The 16,807-nt window shown below is 41.1% G+C and carries 14 protein-coding genes; all 14 read right to left on the bottom strand.

The genetic code is table 11. From position 1 onward, the window contains the following. Nucleotides 1–12: 12 nt before the first annotated feature. A complete protein-coding gene (gene ftsA, locus ACFIL2_RS07230) occupies nucleotides 13–1,314 on the bottom strand; it encodes a cell division protein FtsA (protein ID WP_375613372.1) in 1,302 nt (433 codons plus the stop codon). Continuing rightward, a complete protein-coding gene (locus ACFIL2_RS07225; RefSeq protein WP_375618227.1) occupies nucleotides 1,311–2,222 on the bottom strand; it encodes a cell division protein FtsQ/DivIB in 912 nt (303 codons plus the stop codon). Before ACFIL2_RS07225 ends, ftsA begins: the two co-directional genes overlap by 4 nt. Next, the gene (locus tag ACFIL2_RS07220; RefSeq protein WP_375632993.1) at nucleotides 2,210–3,130 is read right to left on the bottom strand and encodes a D-alanine--D-alanine ligase; all 921 of its coding nucleotides are present in this window, start codon (nucleotides 3,128–3,130) and stop codon (nucleotides 2,210–2,212) included. The genes ACFIL2_RS07225 and ACFIL2_RS07220 overlap by 13 nt, the downstream gene beginning before the upstream one ends. A 237-nt stretch (nucleotides 3,131–3,367) precedes the next feature. Next, nucleotides 3,368–4,345: a UDP-N-acetylmuramate dehydrogenase gene (gene murB / locus ACFIL2_RS07215; protein WP_375634623.1), complete on the bottom strand. Its 978-nt coding sequence runs from the start codon at nucleotides 4,343–4,345 to the stop codon at nucleotides 3,368–3,370. Next, entirely contained in the window at nucleotides 4,323–5,750 is a 1,428-nt protein-coding gene (gene murC, locus ACFIL2_RS07210) for a UDP-N-acetylmuramate--L-alanine ligase (RefSeq protein WP_375634624.1), read from the bottom strand. The genes murB and murC overlap by 23 nt, the downstream gene beginning before the upstream one ends. Next, nucleotides 5,734–6,870: an undecaprenyldiphospho-muramoylpentapeptide beta-N-acetylglucosaminyltransferase gene (gene murG / locus ACFIL2_RS07205; RefSeq protein WP_375632997.1), complete on the bottom strand. Its 1,137-nt coding sequence runs from the start codon at nucleotides 6,868–6,870 to the stop codon at nucleotides 5,734–5,736. The genes murC and murG overlap by 17 nt, the downstream gene beginning before the upstream one ends. After that, nucleotides 6,863–8,017: an FtsW/RodA/SpoVE family cell cycle protein gene (locus ACFIL2_RS07200; RefSeq protein WP_375632999.1), complete on the bottom strand. Its 1,155-nt coding sequence runs from the start codon at nucleotides 8,015–8,017 to the stop codon at nucleotides 6,863–6,865. The genes murG and ACFIL2_RS07200 overlap by 8 nt, the downstream gene beginning before the upstream one ends. Nucleotides 8,018–8,160: 143 nt before the next feature. Beyond that, the gene (murD, locus tag ACFIL2_RS07195; RefSeq protein ID WP_375680372.1) at nucleotides 8,161–9,555 is read right to left on the bottom strand and encodes a UDP-N-acetylmuramoyl-L-alanine--D-glutamate ligase; all 1,395 of its coding nucleotides are present in this window, start codon (nucleotides 9,553–9,555) and stop codon (nucleotides 8,161–8,163) included. 4 nt (nucleotides 9,556–9,559) lie between these two features. After that, nucleotides 9,560–10,630 (bottom strand): phospho-N-acetylmuramoyl-pentapeptide-transferase, encoded by a 1,071-nt coding sequence (gene mraY, locus ACFIL2_RS07190; protein WP_375633003.1) that lies wholly within the window; start codon nucleotides 10,628–10,630, stop codon nucleotides 9,560–9,562. A 21-nt stretch (nucleotides 10,631–10,651) separates the two neighbouring features. Beyond that, nucleotides 10,652–12,073 carry a UDP-N-acetylmuramoyl-tripeptide--D-alanyl-D-alanine ligase gene (gene murF, locus ACFIL2_RS07185; RefSeq protein ID WP_375680371.1) on the bottom strand — a complete coding sequence of 474 codons (1,422 nt, stop codon included), beginning with the start codon at nucleotides 12,071–12,073 and terminating at the stop codon, nucleotides 10,652–10,654. Beyond that, nucleotides 12,070–13,521: a UDP-N-acetylmuramoyl-L-alanyl-D-glutamate--2,6-diaminopimelate ligase gene (locus ACFIL2_RS07180; RefSeq protein ID WP_375633007.1), complete on the bottom strand. Its 1,452-nt coding sequence runs from the start codon at nucleotides 13,519–13,521 to the stop codon at nucleotides 12,070–12,072. Before ACFIL2_RS07180 ends, murF begins: the two co-directional genes overlap by 4 nt. Nucleotides 13,522–13,544: 23 nt before the next feature. Then, nucleotides 13,545–15,287, bottom strand: a complete 1,743-nt coding sequence (locus ACFIL2_RS07175; protein ID WP_375633009.1) for a peptidoglycan D,D-transpeptidase FtsI family protein — start codon at nucleotides 15,285–15,287, stop codon at nucleotides 13,545–13,547. Continuing rightward, a complete protein-coding gene (locus ACFIL2_RS07170) occupies nucleotides 15,287–15,691 on the bottom strand; it encodes a hypothetical protein (RefSeq protein WP_375634628.1) in 405 nt (134 codons plus the stop codon). The genes ACFIL2_RS07175 and ACFIL2_RS07170 overlap by 1 nt, the downstream gene beginning before the upstream one ends. Further along, the gene (gene rsmH / locus ACFIL2_RS07165; protein ID WP_375633013.1) at nucleotides 15,688–16,686 is read right to left on the bottom strand and encodes a 16S rRNA (cytosine(1402)-N(4))-methyltransferase RsmH; all 999 of its coding nucleotides are present in this window, start codon (nucleotides 16,684–16,686) and stop codon (nucleotides 15,688–15,690) included. The genes ACFIL2_RS07170 and rsmH overlap by 4 nt, the downstream gene beginning before the upstream one ends. Nucleotides 16,687–16,807 lie beyond the last annotated feature (121 nt).

The following is a 16,807-nucleotide window of genomic DNA, read 5'->3' as shown; positions in this document are numbered from 1 at the left end:
CTAGACACTTAACTAAAAACTCTCACGCAACCACTGACCAACACGCTGAAAATATCCACGCGTGCCCATCGATAAATGATTTCCTGCCGCCTGCATTGTTTTTTCTTCAAACCCCACCAATTGCGGATAAATTAACAACCCAACAGCAGATGTAAACGCCGCCCCTTTTGCAAGAGAAGGAAGCCTCGAAATACCTAAAGGCCGCCCGATACGAACATTTCTTCCTAATATAGTACGTGCCATTTCTGGCAATCCTGTTAACTGGCTTGCTCCCCCAGTCAAAATAACACGTTTACCAATGATATGACCAAAACCAGAACGATTTAAACAATCACGGACCATTTCTAAAATTTCTTCAACACGCGCACGAATGATACGCCCAAGAACCGCGCGAGGATATTGAGTTTCACGCTGTTCACTCCCAATTTCTGCTACATTAATCATTTGCCGCTCATCAGCACTTGTTAAAAGTGCTGAACCATAAACAACTTTTAAACGTTCCGCCTCTGTTAAAGACATAGAAAATCCGCGCGCAACATCAAGAGTCACATGATGCCCCCCAACAGCAAGAGCATCCGCATGAATAAATTTCCCCTCAAAAAACACTGAAAATGTTGTTGTTCCACCACCAAAATCAATACATGCAGCCCCTAAACGCGCCTCATCATTCATCAAGACAGCAAGACCACTTGCAAAGGGAGTAGCAACCATTGCTTCAACACTCAAATGTGCACGATTAATACAAGTTTCTAAATTACGCAAAGAGGCTGTTTCTGCTGTTACCACATGCACGTCGACACCAAATGTTTCCCCTGCCATGCCAATAGGATCAAAAATTCCTTTATCTCCATCCAATACATAAGAAACTGGAACTGAGTGCATAACATGACGTTCAGCATCAAAGGCTTTACGCGAAACATCTGAAAAGGCCATACGCATATCACGCTTGGTGACTTCACGACCATTCAAATGGACCTTTCCATTAATCAAAGCACTTTGTAATCGACTTGAGGAAAAATTCACAATCACTGAATCCACCACCAAACCCGCCATTTTTTCTGCCGCATCAACAGCCAATCTTATGGATTGTTCTGCTGCAAACATATCCATGACAACACCAGATTTAATACCACGTGAACGCTGCACTCCAAAGCCTAGAATTTCCGTAGAATGTGTACGACCATGTAAATAGTGCGCATGCTTCAAAGGACGCAAACAAGCAATAAGACAAACAATCTTACTTGAACCGACATCAAGTACCGTTAAAAAACGTGTTTTACGCCCCTTCAAATGATGTGATCTGAGCAGCATCATAGGCTTCCTGCCTTTCGCGCTTTTAAAATACGTTCTTCTTCTGCTACAGTAGTATGATAACGCTCCAACGTTTCATCTGATAAAGAAACAGTAATTCGATCAGCAAGACGTAAATCAACACTGAGAATATCGCGAGATAAAAGATCTTGCATTGTACCGGACGAAAAAAGAGAAGAAAGCCTTTCAAGAGCACCATTTTCAGGCAACATAACGCGCATTCCATTATTCAAAACAAGATCCCAACGTCGATCACCTACCCGCACAAAAGCACGAATACGATCATATACTTCCGGATAGACTGACAGCGCTTGAATAAACACTTTAGCAGCATTTTGTGCACCCTGCCCAACCACAAGAGGTAAATCCCGAACAATTTCCCCTTTAAAAGGCACAATGACACGACCTGTATTATCAACAATATCCATTATGCCATCATGTTGCCAAATGGCATAGGGTTCACGCTCCACAATGGAAATGCGCATTCTATTGGGATAAATTTTCTGAACATTAGCCGATTGCACCCAAGCCTGTTTTTCCAAAAGAGAACGTGCTCTTTCAACATCAAAAGTGAATATAGAAGGCGCAACATCAAGTTTTAAAATTTTAAAAATATCCTGCTTTGCCAAGCGCTTATTACCGCTTATATCGACATGAGTGACCACAAAACTACTATCCAATATGATCGTATTTACGATCACAGCCATCTGACCACTTGATGAAAGTCCATAAAAAGCCGTAACAAAGAAAAACCATACAACAGCAAAAGAGCCGAAATGGCGTGGAATATGAATATTGACAAAAACAAACTCAAACATAAACCGGAGAAAACGACGATAAAGACGTGGCAAAGCCGGCACTGAAAGCACCTCCATCGGAACATTTGTTTTATTAACATTCAACGCATACATGATGCGTCCTCCACCATCCATTGAACAATATCGCCGTAAGTACGGCCGCTCGCTTTTGCAATATCAGGAAGAAGAGACGTCGATGTCATACCGGGTTGCGTATTAATTTCAAGCCAAACCAATTCTCCCGTTTTCTCATCAAAACGAAAATCAGAACGGCTAACACCTCGACACCCTATCGCCTGATGGGCTGCTAAAGACATTCTTTGCACACTTTGGTAAATATTTAGTGAAAGTTGTGCAGGACAAATGTGAAGAGAACCACCCGTTTTATATTTCGAGTCATAATCGTAGAATGGAAAGTGTTTATCGGGAAGAATTTCACACACATCCAGCACTTCATTCCCCAAAACAGCACAAGTCAATTCACGACCAGGAATATATTTTTCAATCATCACCTCATCAGCATACCCCCACTCAACTCCCCCAATACTATGCGGCGGTGCTGCTTCATTTTCCTGGACAATGACAACACCAAAACTTGATCCTTCACACACAGGTTTAATTACATAAGGAGGCTCCATGGGATGCGTTTGTCCCAAAGCAAAGCGGCTCATGATACGAGAAGGAGCAACACAAACCCCAAAATTTTCAACGATAATTTTTGCACGTCCCTTATCCATTGCCAAAGCGGATGCCATCACACCAGAATGGGTATAAGGAATTTTTAAATATTCAAGAATCCCCTGGATCCGGCCATCTTCACCAAATGGACCATGCAATGCATTGAAGGCAATATCGGGCTGCAACTGTTCAAGAACAGAAGCAATATGAGCGTCAACATCCACGCGGCTCACGCGATACCCCTGCATCTCTAGAACATCAGCACACGCCGCCCCCGAAGATAAACTTATAGACCGTTCAGAAGAAAAACCTCCCATTAACACAGCTATATGTTTATCTTTCATAATAAATCACCCTCTTTCGCATACTATATGTAGTCTATATAGAATACATCAGCACCACATACAGGAAAAACAAAGTTTATCCTTGCGAATCAATAACCTAGCATTTTGCATAATGAATCAGACTCAAAAGCCTGATGCAAGAGATTCTTTGTTAATTTATTGATTCTTAATAGAATTTTTTATTATCTCTTTGAAATGACTCAATTTTTTATTTTCACTTTTTTAGTGAACAATAAATCAATGAAATGGATCAAAAGGAGAAACACTTCGACCACGCTCAAATTGACCAATACGCTCTATTTCCCATTGTAAAAGGTGGGCTGAATTTGCAAAAACACGCGCACGCACTGTTTCTCCCAATGCTTCAAGATCATATCCTGTTGCTTGCCCTGTATTAATCATAAAATTACAGTGCATTTCACTCATTTGAGCGCCACCAATCTGTAAACCACGACACCCTGCTTCATCAATCACGCGCCACGCGGATGTATTCTCAGGATTTTTGAAAGTTGACCCCCCTGTTTTTTCGCGAATAGGTTGCACTGTTTCTCTGTGGAGGGCAACTTCATCCATAGCAGCACGAATATCATCTTTATTGCCGAGTCTTCCTTCTAATAAAGCAGCCGTAAAAATAAAATCTTTAGGAATATCACAATGGCGATAGGAATAATGCATATCTTTCACACTCAAGATATGACGTTGCCCTTTACGATCCAGCGCATAGACCTCGACAACACGCGCTGCAGTTTCAACACCATTCGCACCCGCGTTCATTTTGAGAGCTCCTCCAAGACCTCCAGGAATACCATGATAAAAATGAAAACCTGCAATCTCAGCTTCTAAAGCGGCAGCAGCTAAATGTTTATCCGCCGTACCAGCACCAACTAAAAAGCCTTTTGGAGAAACTTGCTTCACTTGCCCAAATTTTTTTGGCGAAAGACGAATCACAACACCAGGAACCCCCCCATCACGCACCAGAAGATTAGAACCAATACCGACAATTGTTACAGGAACAAATTCAGGCAAATTTTGAAGAAAGAGAGCCAAATCTTCTTCATCAACAGGCTGATAAAAAAGCTCTGCCAACCCGCCCGTGCGAAACCACGTTACCTTACGCATCTCAACATTAGGTGTAAGCTTTCCTCTCACGCCACCCAACAGTGGTTGCAATTGCGCCAATAGCGCCTCACCATCAATGTGCTGAAAATTTACCATGACCATCCAATACCGCTAATTGATGAGGCAACGCACAAGCCCATTGTGTGATATTGCCAGCACCAAGAAAAACAACATAATCCTCTGCCTGAGCAAATTTTGAGACAAGAGACACGACATCTTCCAGACTATGTATCAAGCGCACATCACGATGACCCGCCATTTTAATATGCTCTACCAATTCTTGAGAACCAAATCCTACAATAGGCTCTTCACCAGCCGCATAAACGGGCGTAATCAACACTGTATCTGCATCATTAAAACAAGCAGAAAAATCATCAAATAAATGATACAAACGTGAATACCGATGGGGTTGTGCAATCGCAATAACACGCCCTTTTGCACTCTCACGTGCTGCACGCAAAACAGCCTTTATTTCAACAGGATGATGTCCATAATCATCAAATATTTCAATGCCACGCCAATTTCCTGTTCGCGTAAAACGCCGTTTTACTCCGCCAAATTCTGCTAAGCCCCTTTTTATAGCTTCATTTGAAATGCCTAGTTCATGCGCAATAGCAATCGCCGCCGTTGCATTAGCAACATTATGCTGCCCTGCCATGGGCAAAAGCAAATTTTTCAACTCAATCTTTCTTCCTGTTTTGCGTGAGCGAACAAGAACATCAAAATGCGTTTTTTGACCATCCATCGAAAGATTAAGAAAACGAACATCCGCTTGTGGATTTGCACCATAAGTGATCACCCAACGATCATCAATACGGCCCGCCAATGACTGAACCTCTGGATGATCAAGACACAAAACAGCAAAACCATAAAAAGGAACATTTTCTACGAATTGCCGAAAAGCCTCACGCACAGCATCAAAACTTCCATAATGATCCAAATGCTCAGCGTCAATATTAGTAATAACAGCAATATCAGCAGGCAGCTTTAAAAATGTACCATCACTTTCATCAGCTTCAACAATCATCCAATCGCCATCTCCTGTACGAGAATTCGTACCATAAGCATTAATAATACCGCCATTAATCACCACTGGATCAAAATGACCAGCATCAAGAAGGGCTGCGACCATTGATGTGGTTGTTGTTTTACCATGTGTACCACCCACCGCAATTGCACGCCGAAACCGCATCAGCTCCGCCAGCATTTCTGCACGTCTGACAAGCGGCAAATGTCTTTCCTTTGCAGCAATATACTCAGGATTTGTTTTTTTAACGGCAGTAGAAAAAACAACAACCTCTGCATTCCCTAAGTTTTCAGCACAATGACCTATATGAACGTTAATTCCTTTTTTCCGCAAACGTTCAACATTTGCACTTTCAACTTGATCTGACCCTTGAACTTTATAGCCAAGATTATAAAAAACCTCCGCAATTCCACTCATACCGATCCCCCCGATTCCGATAAAATGGATAACGCCTATATCAAGTGGCATTTTCATTAAAAAGCTCCTCTTTTATATCTGACAACAATCGCCCTGCAATTAAGGACTCAGCCATATCAGCAAGGCAACGGGTTGCATGAGGTTGTCCAACTTTTTTTGCAGCAAGCGCTTGTTTTTCCAATAAATGGGGCGCACAACAAGCGTGCATTAAAAGAGAAAAAAGCTTTTGTGCATTTAAATCTTTTTCTGATACAATTTGCGCACCACCTACACGAGCAAGCAGAGCTGCATTGGCAGCCTGATCATGATCTAAAGCATGGGGATAGGGAACAAGCAAAGCAGGTCTACCAATCACCGCTATCTCACAAACGGACGAAGCCCCAGCGCGCGACAAAATAAAATGAGCATGTGCCATACGTTCAGCCATATCATCAAAGAAAGGAGCAACTTCTGCTTGTACGCCCATATCACGATAGATTTTGATCAACCTTCCTGCTTCACCGCGGACTTGCTGTACAATTCGTAAACGTTTACGGTTCTTATCATCAAATAAAGCAATAGCTTCTGGAACAATATGTGAAAAAGCAGAAGCCCCTTGGCTACCTCCAAAAATCAAAAAATTAAATGGCTTTTCTCCCTCTGAAGAATGATAAGGAATTTTGGCCGCCTTCAACACAGCCTCACGGACAGGATTCCCCGTCAAAAGTATTTTATGAGCATAAGCGCCTTTTGGTGACAACAAACCACCAGCGATTGCACGCACAAAAATTGCCAACACCCGATTGGCACGCCCCATAACAGCATTTTGTTCATGAATAAATGTTACACGCCTCGTTAAGGACGCAATAAAAAGAGGAGGAAAGCTCGGATACCCCCCAAATCCTCCAACAAGAACAGGACGTAATTTATAAAACAACGCCAACGATTGCCCCATCCCCCTTAGCAAAGACCAAAACGTCTTTATCAGAGCAAAAGGATGGCGTCGTGTAAATGTTGCCGATGAAACGATATGAATATGCCCTTCATCAAAGCACCGAACAAAAGGTCGTGCTCTTTCATCTGTTATTAAATGAACATCATATCCACGCTGCCTTAATTCAACAGAAAGGGCTTCAGCAGGAAAAAGATGTCCACCTGTACCACCAGCCACCAAAACAATAACTTTTTTATCATTCATAAGGGGTATCCAAGACAGAAGAGGAAGAAAAAGCTGAAAGGCGCGCTTCTGGCCAACGACGTGTTAAACTGAGCAAAATGCCCATTGAAAACGCAATCGCCATCATCGAAGAACCACCATAAGAAATAAAAGGCAATGTCATGCCTTTTGGAGGAATTAAGTGAAGATTAACGGCCATATTAATCGCTGATTGAAAGCCAATCATCATTGCTATGCCAGTAATACCAAGACGTATAAAGGAATCACGTGTATTCATGGCTATATACAATGAACGCATAACGATAAAGCCAAAAAGCATCATAATTAATAAACAAAGAATAATACCATATTCTTCAGCAGCAACGGAAAATACAAAATCTGTATGGCTATCAGGAATGATACGTTTTACTGTTCCCTCCCCAGGGCCTTGCCCAAACCAACCACCATTCAAAATAGCCTCACGTCCTACATCCACTTGAAACGTATCCCCTTCACCTGTCAAAAAACCATTAATACGCTCGCGCACATGATGCAGAAAAAGATAAGCTAAAATAATTCCTACAACGCCTAAAATGAGAAAGAGAAAAATAATGGTAAGAGGTACACCAGCAATAAAAAATAGCCCCCCCCATGTTGCACTTATTAAAACTGTTTGTCCAATATCAGGCTGCAAAACCAGAAGCACACAACAAATGGCATAAAGTAGAATCGCTAACGTATAACCCAGAATTCCCCTCCTGCGTATCTGTTCTGAAAAAAGCCAAGCGGACATAACCACAAAAGCTGGCTTCATAAACTCTGAAGCCTGTACAGAAAAACCAAATAGTAGAATCCACCTCCGTGCTCCCTTTAATTCTGGACCCCAAAATAAGGTTGCAACCATAAGAGCAAGCGTTACAATGAGCAAAAGAGCACATAAACGACGAATATTAGAAAGCGAAAAAAAGGAAATGGTAACCATCGTAAAAAATGCTGAAATGCTAAAAATGATATGCCACCGAACAAAATAAAAACTATCAGCAATTCCGATTTTTTTTGCAATAATAGGGCTGGCAGCAAAAGACAGCATAATGCCAATTCCCATTAAAATTAAACAAGCTGCAAAGATAGAGCGATCAATCGTCCACCACCAATTAGCAATTGGATCTCTATCTGCACGCGTCACCATGATATCCACCTTATCCATTTTATAAATTATCTCAAAGTGATATGGTTCCCCAGCCTGTTTAACAAACACTTTAAAAACTAAATTACACAAAAAAAGATTCTGGAGTCTTAACGCAAAAATATTTTTTTATAACTGATGCTTTTTTATTGTAACTGCATCACAAAAGAGACAAATGCTTCGCCTCGCATTTCATAATTTTTAAATTGGTCATAACTTGCACAAGCAGGTGACAAAAGAACCGTCACCTCTTTTTCCTTACAACCCATTGCGTCAACAGCTGCTTCACGCACCGCATTTTTCAAAGTTAAACTCATAGAAAAGGGAAAAGCAGATCCAATAGTGCGAGAAAATTCTTCTGCCGCGCTCCCAATCAAATAGGCTTTACGAATTTTAGGAAAAAATTCTCTAAGAGACTCTATCCCTCCCTTTTTTGCCTGTCCCCCAACAATCCAAAAAATATCATTAAAGGTGGAAAGCGCAGGAGCTGTTGCATCTGCATTAGTAGCCTTGCTGTCATTGATAAACAAAACCGCCCCCATTTTACGCACCTGCTGCATACGATGATCCAACCCTTTATAACTTGCTAAATGCTTGTTCACAGAAGGATCAGTTATTTTTAAAGCCTGCAATGTTGCTAATGCCATAAGGGCATTTTGCGCATTATGACTCCCACGTAACACCGCCATAGGAGCAAGATCTGCAAGCATATGGCGCTGTCCTTGACGAACAGAAAAGAGCTTGGTCCCATCTGCATAAAAACCATTTTCAACAAAATGATCCTTGGAAACTGCCTCAATTTGCTTCCCATCATGAAGTAACTGTTGATATAAAACCCGACAAGCTGCATCATCAACTGAAATGAAAGCCTGAGAAGCCTGAGCAATCAGATGCCTTTTGGTTTGCACATAACAGGCAAAACTCCCATGTCGATCAATATGATCAGGTGTTAAATTCAATAAAAGTCCAATGGTCGGCTGAAGAGAGGGAGTAAGATCAATTTGAAATGATGAACATTCAATCACATAGATACGTTTTTTAACAAATGGCTTAAGCGTCAATATTGCCTTTCCGATATTCCCCCCCACCTGCACATCATAACCCATTTTTTCCAACAAATGCGCAAGTAAAGCCGTTGTGGTTGACTTTCCATTCGTCCCCGTAATCGCAATGAAAGGAACATCTTGGTCACAAAAACCATAATGCTGTAAAAAATGCTGGCGCGCACGAACAAATAATTCAATATCACCGATAATTTCTATATTTTTTTTTCGTGCTTTTTCAACAACCCAATGGGGTTGAGGATAATTTAAAGGAACTCCAGGAGCTACAATCAATGCAACAAATTCTGACCAATCTTCATAACGGAGATCTCGCGTTGGAATATTGTGCCGAAAAGCCATCTGCACGCTTGAAGGACTATCATCCCACGCCACCACTTCTGCACCGCCACGCATCAATGCTTGTGCCGTTGCTAGTCCAGACTGTCCCAACCCAAACAGAGCAACTTTTTGACCTTTATAACACGTAACAGAAATCACATTCTCACCGCAATTTAAGTGTTGAAAGACCTATGAGAGCGAGAACAATTGAAATAATCCAAAAGCGTATCACGACTTGGCTTTCAGTCCAGCCTTTTTTCTCAAAATGATGATGTATCGGTGCCATAAGAAACACTCGTTTTCTTGTTAATTTGAAATAACCAACCTGAATAACGACCGAAAAAGCTTCCACAACAAAAAGCCCACCAATAAGAGCCAAAACAATTTCGTGCTTCGTAGCGACTGCAACAGTCCCTAATAATCCTCCAAGAGCCAACGAACCAGTATCTCCCATAAAAATAGCTGCAGGTGGTGCATTAAACCATAAAAAACCAAGCCCTGCCCCAACAACAGCTCCCAATAAAACAGCCAATTCACCTGCTCCCGATACATAATGGATTTGGAGATAATCAGCAAAATTCATATTACCAGAAAGATAAGCAATCAGAGCAAAAGATAAGGCTGCAACCATCACAGGAACAATAGCAAGGCCATCAAGTCCATCCGTCAAATTAACCGCATTACCCGTCGCGACAATAACAAAAGCAGAAAAAGGAATAAAAAACCAGCCCAAATTGATAAGATAATCTTTCAAAAAAGGCAAAGCGAATCCAGATGAGCCAATTTGTAGGATGACAAAAGCAGCAATTGCGGCAACACAAAACTCCAAACTTAACCGTGCTTTCCCAGAAAATCCTTTGTCTGTTTGTTTTGTGACCTTAAGATAATCGTCATAAAATCCAATTGCCCCAAAAGAAAGCATAACCAATAGCGATACCCAAAAATAAATATTCGATAAATTACACCACAAAAATGCCGATACCACAATACCGGTTAAAATCATCAATCCACCCATTGTAGGTGTTCCAGCCTTTTTAAAATGTGTTTGAGGACCATCCGCACGAATCGGTTGCCCCTTACCCTGCCGCAATTTAAGAGAAGCAATGATGCTAGGTCCAAACAAAAAGACGATGAGCCCCGAATTAAGCATAGCCGCTATCGTGCGAAAAGTAATATAACGAAATACATTCACACCTGGAAGCCAATCACTAAACGAAGAAAAAAACAGCATCATGGTACAAAAAACCTCTTAAAACTATGAAGAAACCGCTTTATAGCGGTCAAGCAATGCAGTCACAATATTTGATGAACAAAGGCTATTGGATGATTTAACCATAAGCAGATCCCCAGAAGAAATTTCTGCTAAAAGGAGAGATAAAATTTTCTCAATATTTTCAGCATAATGAACCTTAACACCAGCAGACAAATCACTGACTAAAGATTTCATCGCCTCACCAAATAGAAAAACCGGATTAGCACCGGAAAGACGTATTGGCTTTATTAAATCACGATGAAGCTTTTCACTATACTCCCCTAACTCTAGCATATCTCCTAAAATAGCAATTCGCCGCCCTTCTTCCCCGACTGGTCCTGTAGCAAGAAGCTCAAGCGCAGCACGCATAGAAGCAGGATTTGCATTATAGCTTTCATCAATGAGATAAAATTCACCCCCATTTGATAAAGACAGTCGATAACGAACACCTCGCCCCTTTTGAGAAGAAAAATAGCGAAAAGAAAGAAGAACAGGCTCTAACTCAACTCCCATAGCATCACAAGCAGCAATAACCCCTAAACTATTTTGCACAATATGGCGTCCTGGAGCACTAATTTGAACCTTCCTATCCCGCCCCCCAATACGCACAATCATAGAAGTACTATCAGCTAGAAGACGTATATCTCGCGCTTGATAATCAGCATCTTTAGTCTCACCAAAGCTTAAGATCTTCTTTACACCGTATTTCTTTGCTTTTTGAACAAGATAAGAAAAAAAATCACTATCCGCATTTAAAATGGCAATTCCTTTTTCATCTAATCCTTCAAAAATTTCAGCTTTTGCCTTTGCTATTTCTTCAAGATCTTTGAAAAAACCCATATGTCCTGCACAAATATGCGTAATGAGAGCAACATGCGGACAAACAAGTTTGACCAGAGGGCGAATCTCATCTCTATGATTCATGCCAATTTCAAAGATACCATAATCACTCTCCATAGGCATCCGCGCTAAAGTGAGTGGAACCCCCCAGCAATTGTTTAAAGAAGCGAGATTCGCATGAACATTCCCAACCGTTGCAAGTGCTTGTTTCAAAGCCTCTTTTGTCGTTGTTTTTCCCACCGATCCTGTTATCGCGATAATCTTAGCTCTTGAACGTTTGCGTGCAGCTTGTGCAAGTTTTTCTAAGGCTTGCAAAACATCAGGAACAACAATAAGTGGAGCCGATATCTTTTTCATATCCCTCAAACGGTGTTCCGCAACGATAAGAACGCCTGCACCTCGTTCATAAGCTTGCGCAGCAAAATCATGACCATCAAGATGATGCCCTTTAATACAGAAAAAAACATCCCCTTCCGCAAGAGTACGGCTATCAATGGAAACCCCAGAAAAAGTTTCTGGCAGGCTTCCCATTACAACACCATTAACTGCAGCAACAAGTGCTTGCTTATCCCATAAAGTTGTCATTTCTTTCGGTCCTCTAAAGCTTCTATCGCTTTCAGACGATCTGAAAAAGGATAAGTTGTCTGCCCTATAATTTGGCCATCCTCATGACCTTTTCCAGCAATGATTAATGTATCACCAACTTTCAAAAGCTCCACCGCGTAAGAAATAGCCTCTCCACGATCTGCTATCTCTATTGCTGTTGGCACCGCCTGTAAAATATCCTTGCGTATTTTTTCTGGCATTTCTGTGCGAGGATTATCATCCGTTACAATAACAATATCCGCTTTATCCGCCGCAATTTTTCCCATCAAAGGTCTTTTTCCTTGATCACGATCTCCTCCACAACCAAAAACAACGATCAAACGCCCTTGCGTAAAGGGACGAACAGAAAGCAAAACCTGCTCCAAAGCTTCTGGTTTATGGGCATAATCAATATAAACAGGCGCATTATTTTCTGTCTTTCCCACAAATTCCAACCGCCCAGGTGCCCCCTGCAAAGTTTCAAGCGCAGAAAAAACCTTACGAGGTGAAACACCAGTTGCAATTGCTAACCCCGCTGCCATAAGCGCATTGGCTACCTGAAAATCTCCAGCCAAAGGCAAATCAAATGTATAAATATTATTTTCCACACGACACTCAATACACTGTTTTGAGCGTTGATGTTCAACACGATTAATCGTGATAAATTGCCCCTTACGACCAATTGTCAAGACACGGCGGCGTGCTTGTGTAACAACATCAATAACCTTTTGTGAATAAACATCATCAGCAAAAATCAAAGCAGGAGAAGATACAGGCAAAAGTGTATCAAACAACCTCATTTTAGCCCGCAAATAATCCTCTACCCCCGTGTGATAATCCATGTGATCTCGCCCTAAATTAGTAAAGGCACCAGCCGTTAAACGGACTCCATCAAGTCGTCCTTGATCAAGCCCATGCGAAGAAGCTTCAAGAGCTGCATGAGTCACACCTTCATGAGAAATTTCATAAAGAAGACGGTGCAAGACGACCGGATCAGGTGTTGTGAGAGAACCATAAACATTCCGTTTAGGAGAAACAACACCAACCGTTCCTATACTCGCAGCACAAAATCCAGCATAAGTCCAAATTTGCCGAAGAAAAGAGACAACAGATGTTTTACCACTTGTACCAGTCACAGCAACGACCGTTTCAGGCTGAGAACCGTAAAAACGTGCAGCTGCCAACGCTAAACTATGACGAACATTAGAAACACGTAAAATGGGAACAGATAAATCCTCAAGAACAGCAGGACAGTCTGTAACGATTGCTCGTGCGCCACGCTTTATCGCATCATCTATATAGTGTCTTCCATCACTTTTTTTCCCCTGAACAGCGACAAAAACATAGCCCGGCAAAACTTGCCGAGAATCCACACTTATTCCTGTTATTTCTATTGAAGAAAGACTTTCATCTTCAACACATTCTGTAAAAACTGTTCCAAACAACATAACGATGCACCTTTGTATTTATTTTACTGTTGTTTAACGAAACTTGAATTGCTCTTTTTACTTAAAAGAAGCTCATATTCTTTTTTAAAATCGGGTTTTACACCAAGAAAACTAGCTGTGCGACGAACAATATTAGCAAGCATTGGTCCAGCATTCATTCCCGCTGTTGCTGAGCGCTGTCCCTCTGCAGGCTTTGGTTCATCAATAATTGTTAAAACAACATAAGCAGGATCTTCAATAGGAAAAGCAGCAAGAAAACTATTGAAATTTTTTGTTTTAGAATATTTTCCATTTTCAACTTTTTCAGCTGTTCCTGTCTTACCACCTACACGATAGCCTTCTACTTTTGCATTACGTCCAGAACCAATATCACTATTTAATTGATAAAGGTAACGCATATTTTGACTTGTTTTAGCCTGCAAAACCCGTTTTGCATGGTGCAGAGTTTGTTCTTTTGTCCGTTTTAAAAATGTCGGAGCAATTAACCAACCACCATTCATTAAAGCAGCAGCCCCGACAGCTGTTTGCAAGGGTGTTGTTGCCATACCATGCCCAAAAGAAATCGTCATAGAATGGATATCCTTCCAATGATGTGGTACAATAGGGTGGGCAACTTCAGGCAACTCTGTTGTGAGACGATCCAGTAATCCAAGTTTTTGCAAAAAACCACGATGTTTATCAATCCCTATCGCCAATGCCTCTTTAGCAGAACCAATATTAGAAGAATAAATAAAAACCTCCCATAACGTTAAGGGTCGATTTTTTCCATGAAAATCATGAATAGTATACCCACTACTTGTTTTTATTGGTTTTGAAGCATCAATAATACTGTTTAAATAAAAAATATTGGAATCAAGTGCCATAGCTGTCGTAAAACTTTTAATAATTGATCCCATTTCAAAAGCTCCTGCCGTCATCCGATTGAGACGATCACTTTTTAAAGCTTCGATAGGATTTCCAGGATCAAAATCTGGTAGTGATGCCAAAGCCAAAACTTCCCCCGTATGTATATTTAAAATAACAGCTCCTGCAGCAATTGCCTTATAACGCTTCATAGCCTGAATAAGTTCATCATGAACAATTGCCTGAACACGCACATCAATCGAAAGCTGAACTTGTTTTAATGATTCTTCCATGGCAAGACCAGCGGCACGCAAAGCACTCAACCCCGCATCATCAATATATTTTTCCATACCTGCAATGCCCTGATTATCAACATTCACCATACCGAGAATATGGGAAGTTACAGGTCCATCAGGATAAAAGCGACGAATTTCAGTCCGAAAACCAATTCCTGGTATACCAAGAGCCATAATTTGCGTCTTCTGCATTGGTGTTAACCCCCGCTGTATCCAAGAAAAACTAGATTTTCTTTTTAAGCGCTTATAGGTTTCCTGCCAATTAAGATCAGGCAAAACTGTTGAGAGCAATTCAATTGTTTCATCCACATCAATAATACGTCGTGGCTCAGCAAAAAGTGAATAAGTTTTAATATCTGTTGCCAATAAACGACCATTACGATCAACGATATCAGGCCGTGCCATCAATTGAAGAACTCCTGGCCCTTTTGCTTCTTCAATCTGTCCACCTTCCAACCCATAAGAAATAAGGCAAGCCCCCATGATGCCATATAAAATTAAAAAGCAGAACAACGAAAAAAGCAAACGTGGACGACTAGAATAGGGACGACGAACAGAAACATTATGATTATTCAACGAATTCTTTAAGCGCTTTTTCTTCTGTGAGAATAAAAAAGTCGATTTCATTACTGCGCGCCTTTTTGGACAACACTATTGATCTGAGAAGCCCGATTATTTGTCAAAATATTTTGATTATCTTCCAAGATATTTTGTTTAATCACTTCTTCAATTTGATCATGTACCCATACCGGAATGTCTTTAAACTCCACGATTTGACGCGGCTGTATAACCTCTAACCCAAGTTCTTTCTGATAACGTTTCGCAAGTTTTTGCATGCGTGAAGGACTTATCATCACAGCCCACTCAGCATGAAGCAAACTTACCGTATTTTTTGCTGCAGCAATTTCATGCTCAAGATGAAGAACTTCGTTCATTCGTTTTTGAACATCATATTTTACCTTATAAGTAAGTCCTGCCATACAAATCATAATCAACACTAAAATCATATCAAATGTACGAAAAACTGTCATTTTTTGCTGCCTTCAAAACTGGCAATCTCTGCTAAACCAAATAATTTCATATCTGCTGCAAGAGCCTCTGCTTCAGTCCGTACACCAATACGCAACCTCGCAGAACGTGAACGAGGATTTTTCTGTAACTCCTCTTTAGTTGCCGTGATCCCACCTCTAAACAAAGGAAAAAATGTTGCTGGAGCAGCCTTTATTTCTGGCAGATAGCGTGATCTCATACATTCTCCAGAACGAGCCGAAAAAAATCTTTTGACCATACGATCTTCAAGAGAATGAAAACTGACAACCCCCAAACGGCCTCCAGCTTTTAAAACGCGTTCAGCAGCAAATAAACCACATGCCAATTCACCAATTTCATCATTAACATAGATACGAAGAGCCTGAAATACACGTGTTGCCGGATGAATACGATCTCCCGGTTTACGTCCTATCAACGTTTCGATAGCATCCGCCAAATCACCTGTACGCAAAAAAGGCTGCACAACACGACGCTTTTCAATCATCCGTGCAATTCGCCCCGCATAACGCTCTTCCCCTAATATCTTAAAAATACGCGCCAAATCCCTTGCTTTTAAATGATTGACAACATCGCTGGCTGTAAAACCAGTCTGAGCCATTCGCATATCCAATGGACCATCTTTTTGAAAAGAAAAACCTCTTTCTGCTTCATCAAGCTGCATTGAAGAGACACCAATATCCAAAATAACTGCATCCACCTTCTCTTCAACGACACGATCGAGCTGTGAAAACGCCATATGGACCAAAAGAAGGCGTGGAAAAAATTCTTCAACAAGCGATTGTCCTGCACTTATAGCATGAGGATCACGATCAAGAGCAATCACCTGTGCCCCTGCCTTTAACAAAGCGCGCGTGTAACCACCAGCACCAAAGGTGCCATCAATCACTTTTGCTCCAACCAATGGCATAAGCCCAGCCAAAACTGGCTGTAACAACACTGGAATATGGCGTTCAGCTCTTTGATCCTGCTTTATCAAAATAATCCGTCTTGAAGTTAGGCTGTCTTAAATCAACAGCTCTCTCATGGCAACTGATCTTAGAATAACCTGGCCTTCAACTTTCACATTAATCACAATGAACGAAAAAACTAAAGTTATC

It is taken from the genome of Bartonella sp. AP30XZML, from assembly GCF_042195945.1.
Lineage (GTDB): Bacteria > Pseudomonadota > Alphaproteobacteria > Rhizobiales > Rhizobiaceae > Bartonella.
The sequence above is the reverse complement of the archived record's forward strand: the minus strand, read 5'-3'. Positions and strand labels throughout refer to the sequence as shown.

Bases quoted from the DNA above. Each gene is read 5' to 3' on its own strand.
- murB (WP_375634623.1), bottom strand. From the start codon at position 4,345: ATGGTAAATTTTCAGCACATTGATGGTGAGGCGCTATTGGCGCAATTG.
- murG (WP_375632997.1), bottom strand. From the start codon at position 6,870: ATGAATGATAAAAAAGTTATTGTTTTGGTGGCTGGTGGTACAGGTGGA.
- ACFIL2_RS07225 (WP_375618227.1), bottom strand. From the start codon at position 2,222: ATGTATGCGTTGAATGTTAATAAAACAAATGTTCCGATGGAGGTGCTT.
- ACFIL2_RS07200 (WP_375632999.1), bottom strand. From the start codon at position 8,017: ATGGTGACGCGTGCAGATAGAGATCCAATTGCTAATTGGTGGTGGACG.
- ACFIL2_RS07220 (WP_375632993.1), bottom strand. From the start codon at position 3,130: ATGAAAGATAAACATATAGCTGTGTTAATGGGAGGTTTTTCTTCTGAA.
- ACFIL2_RS07175 (WP_375633009.1), bottom strand. From the start codon at position 15,287: ATGAAATCGACTTTTTTATTCTCACAGAAGAAAAAGCGCTTAAAGAAT.
- ACFIL2_RS07180 (WP_375633007.1), bottom strand. From the start codon at position 13,521: ATGTTGTTTGGAACAGTTTTTACAGAATGTGTTGAAGATGAAAGTCTT.
- murC (WP_375634624.1), bottom strand. From the start codon at position 5,750: ATGAAAATGCCACTTGATATAGGCGTTATCCATTTTATCGGAATCGGG.
- ACFIL2_RS07170 (WP_375634628.1), bottom strand. From the start codon at position 15,691: ATGACAGTTTTTCGTACATTTGATATGATTTTAGTGTTGATTATGATT.
- ftsA (WP_375613372.1), bottom strand. From the start codon at position 1,314: ATGATGCTGCTCAGATCACATCATTTGAAGGGGCGTAAAACACGTTTT.
- murF (WP_375680371.1), bottom strand. From the start codon at position 12,073: ATGACAACTTTATGGGATAAGCAAGCACTTGTTGCTGCAGTTAATGGT.
- mraY (WP_375633003.1), bottom strand. From the start codon at position 10,630: ATGATGCTGTTTTTTTCTTCGTTTAGTGATTGGCTTCCAGGTGTGAAT.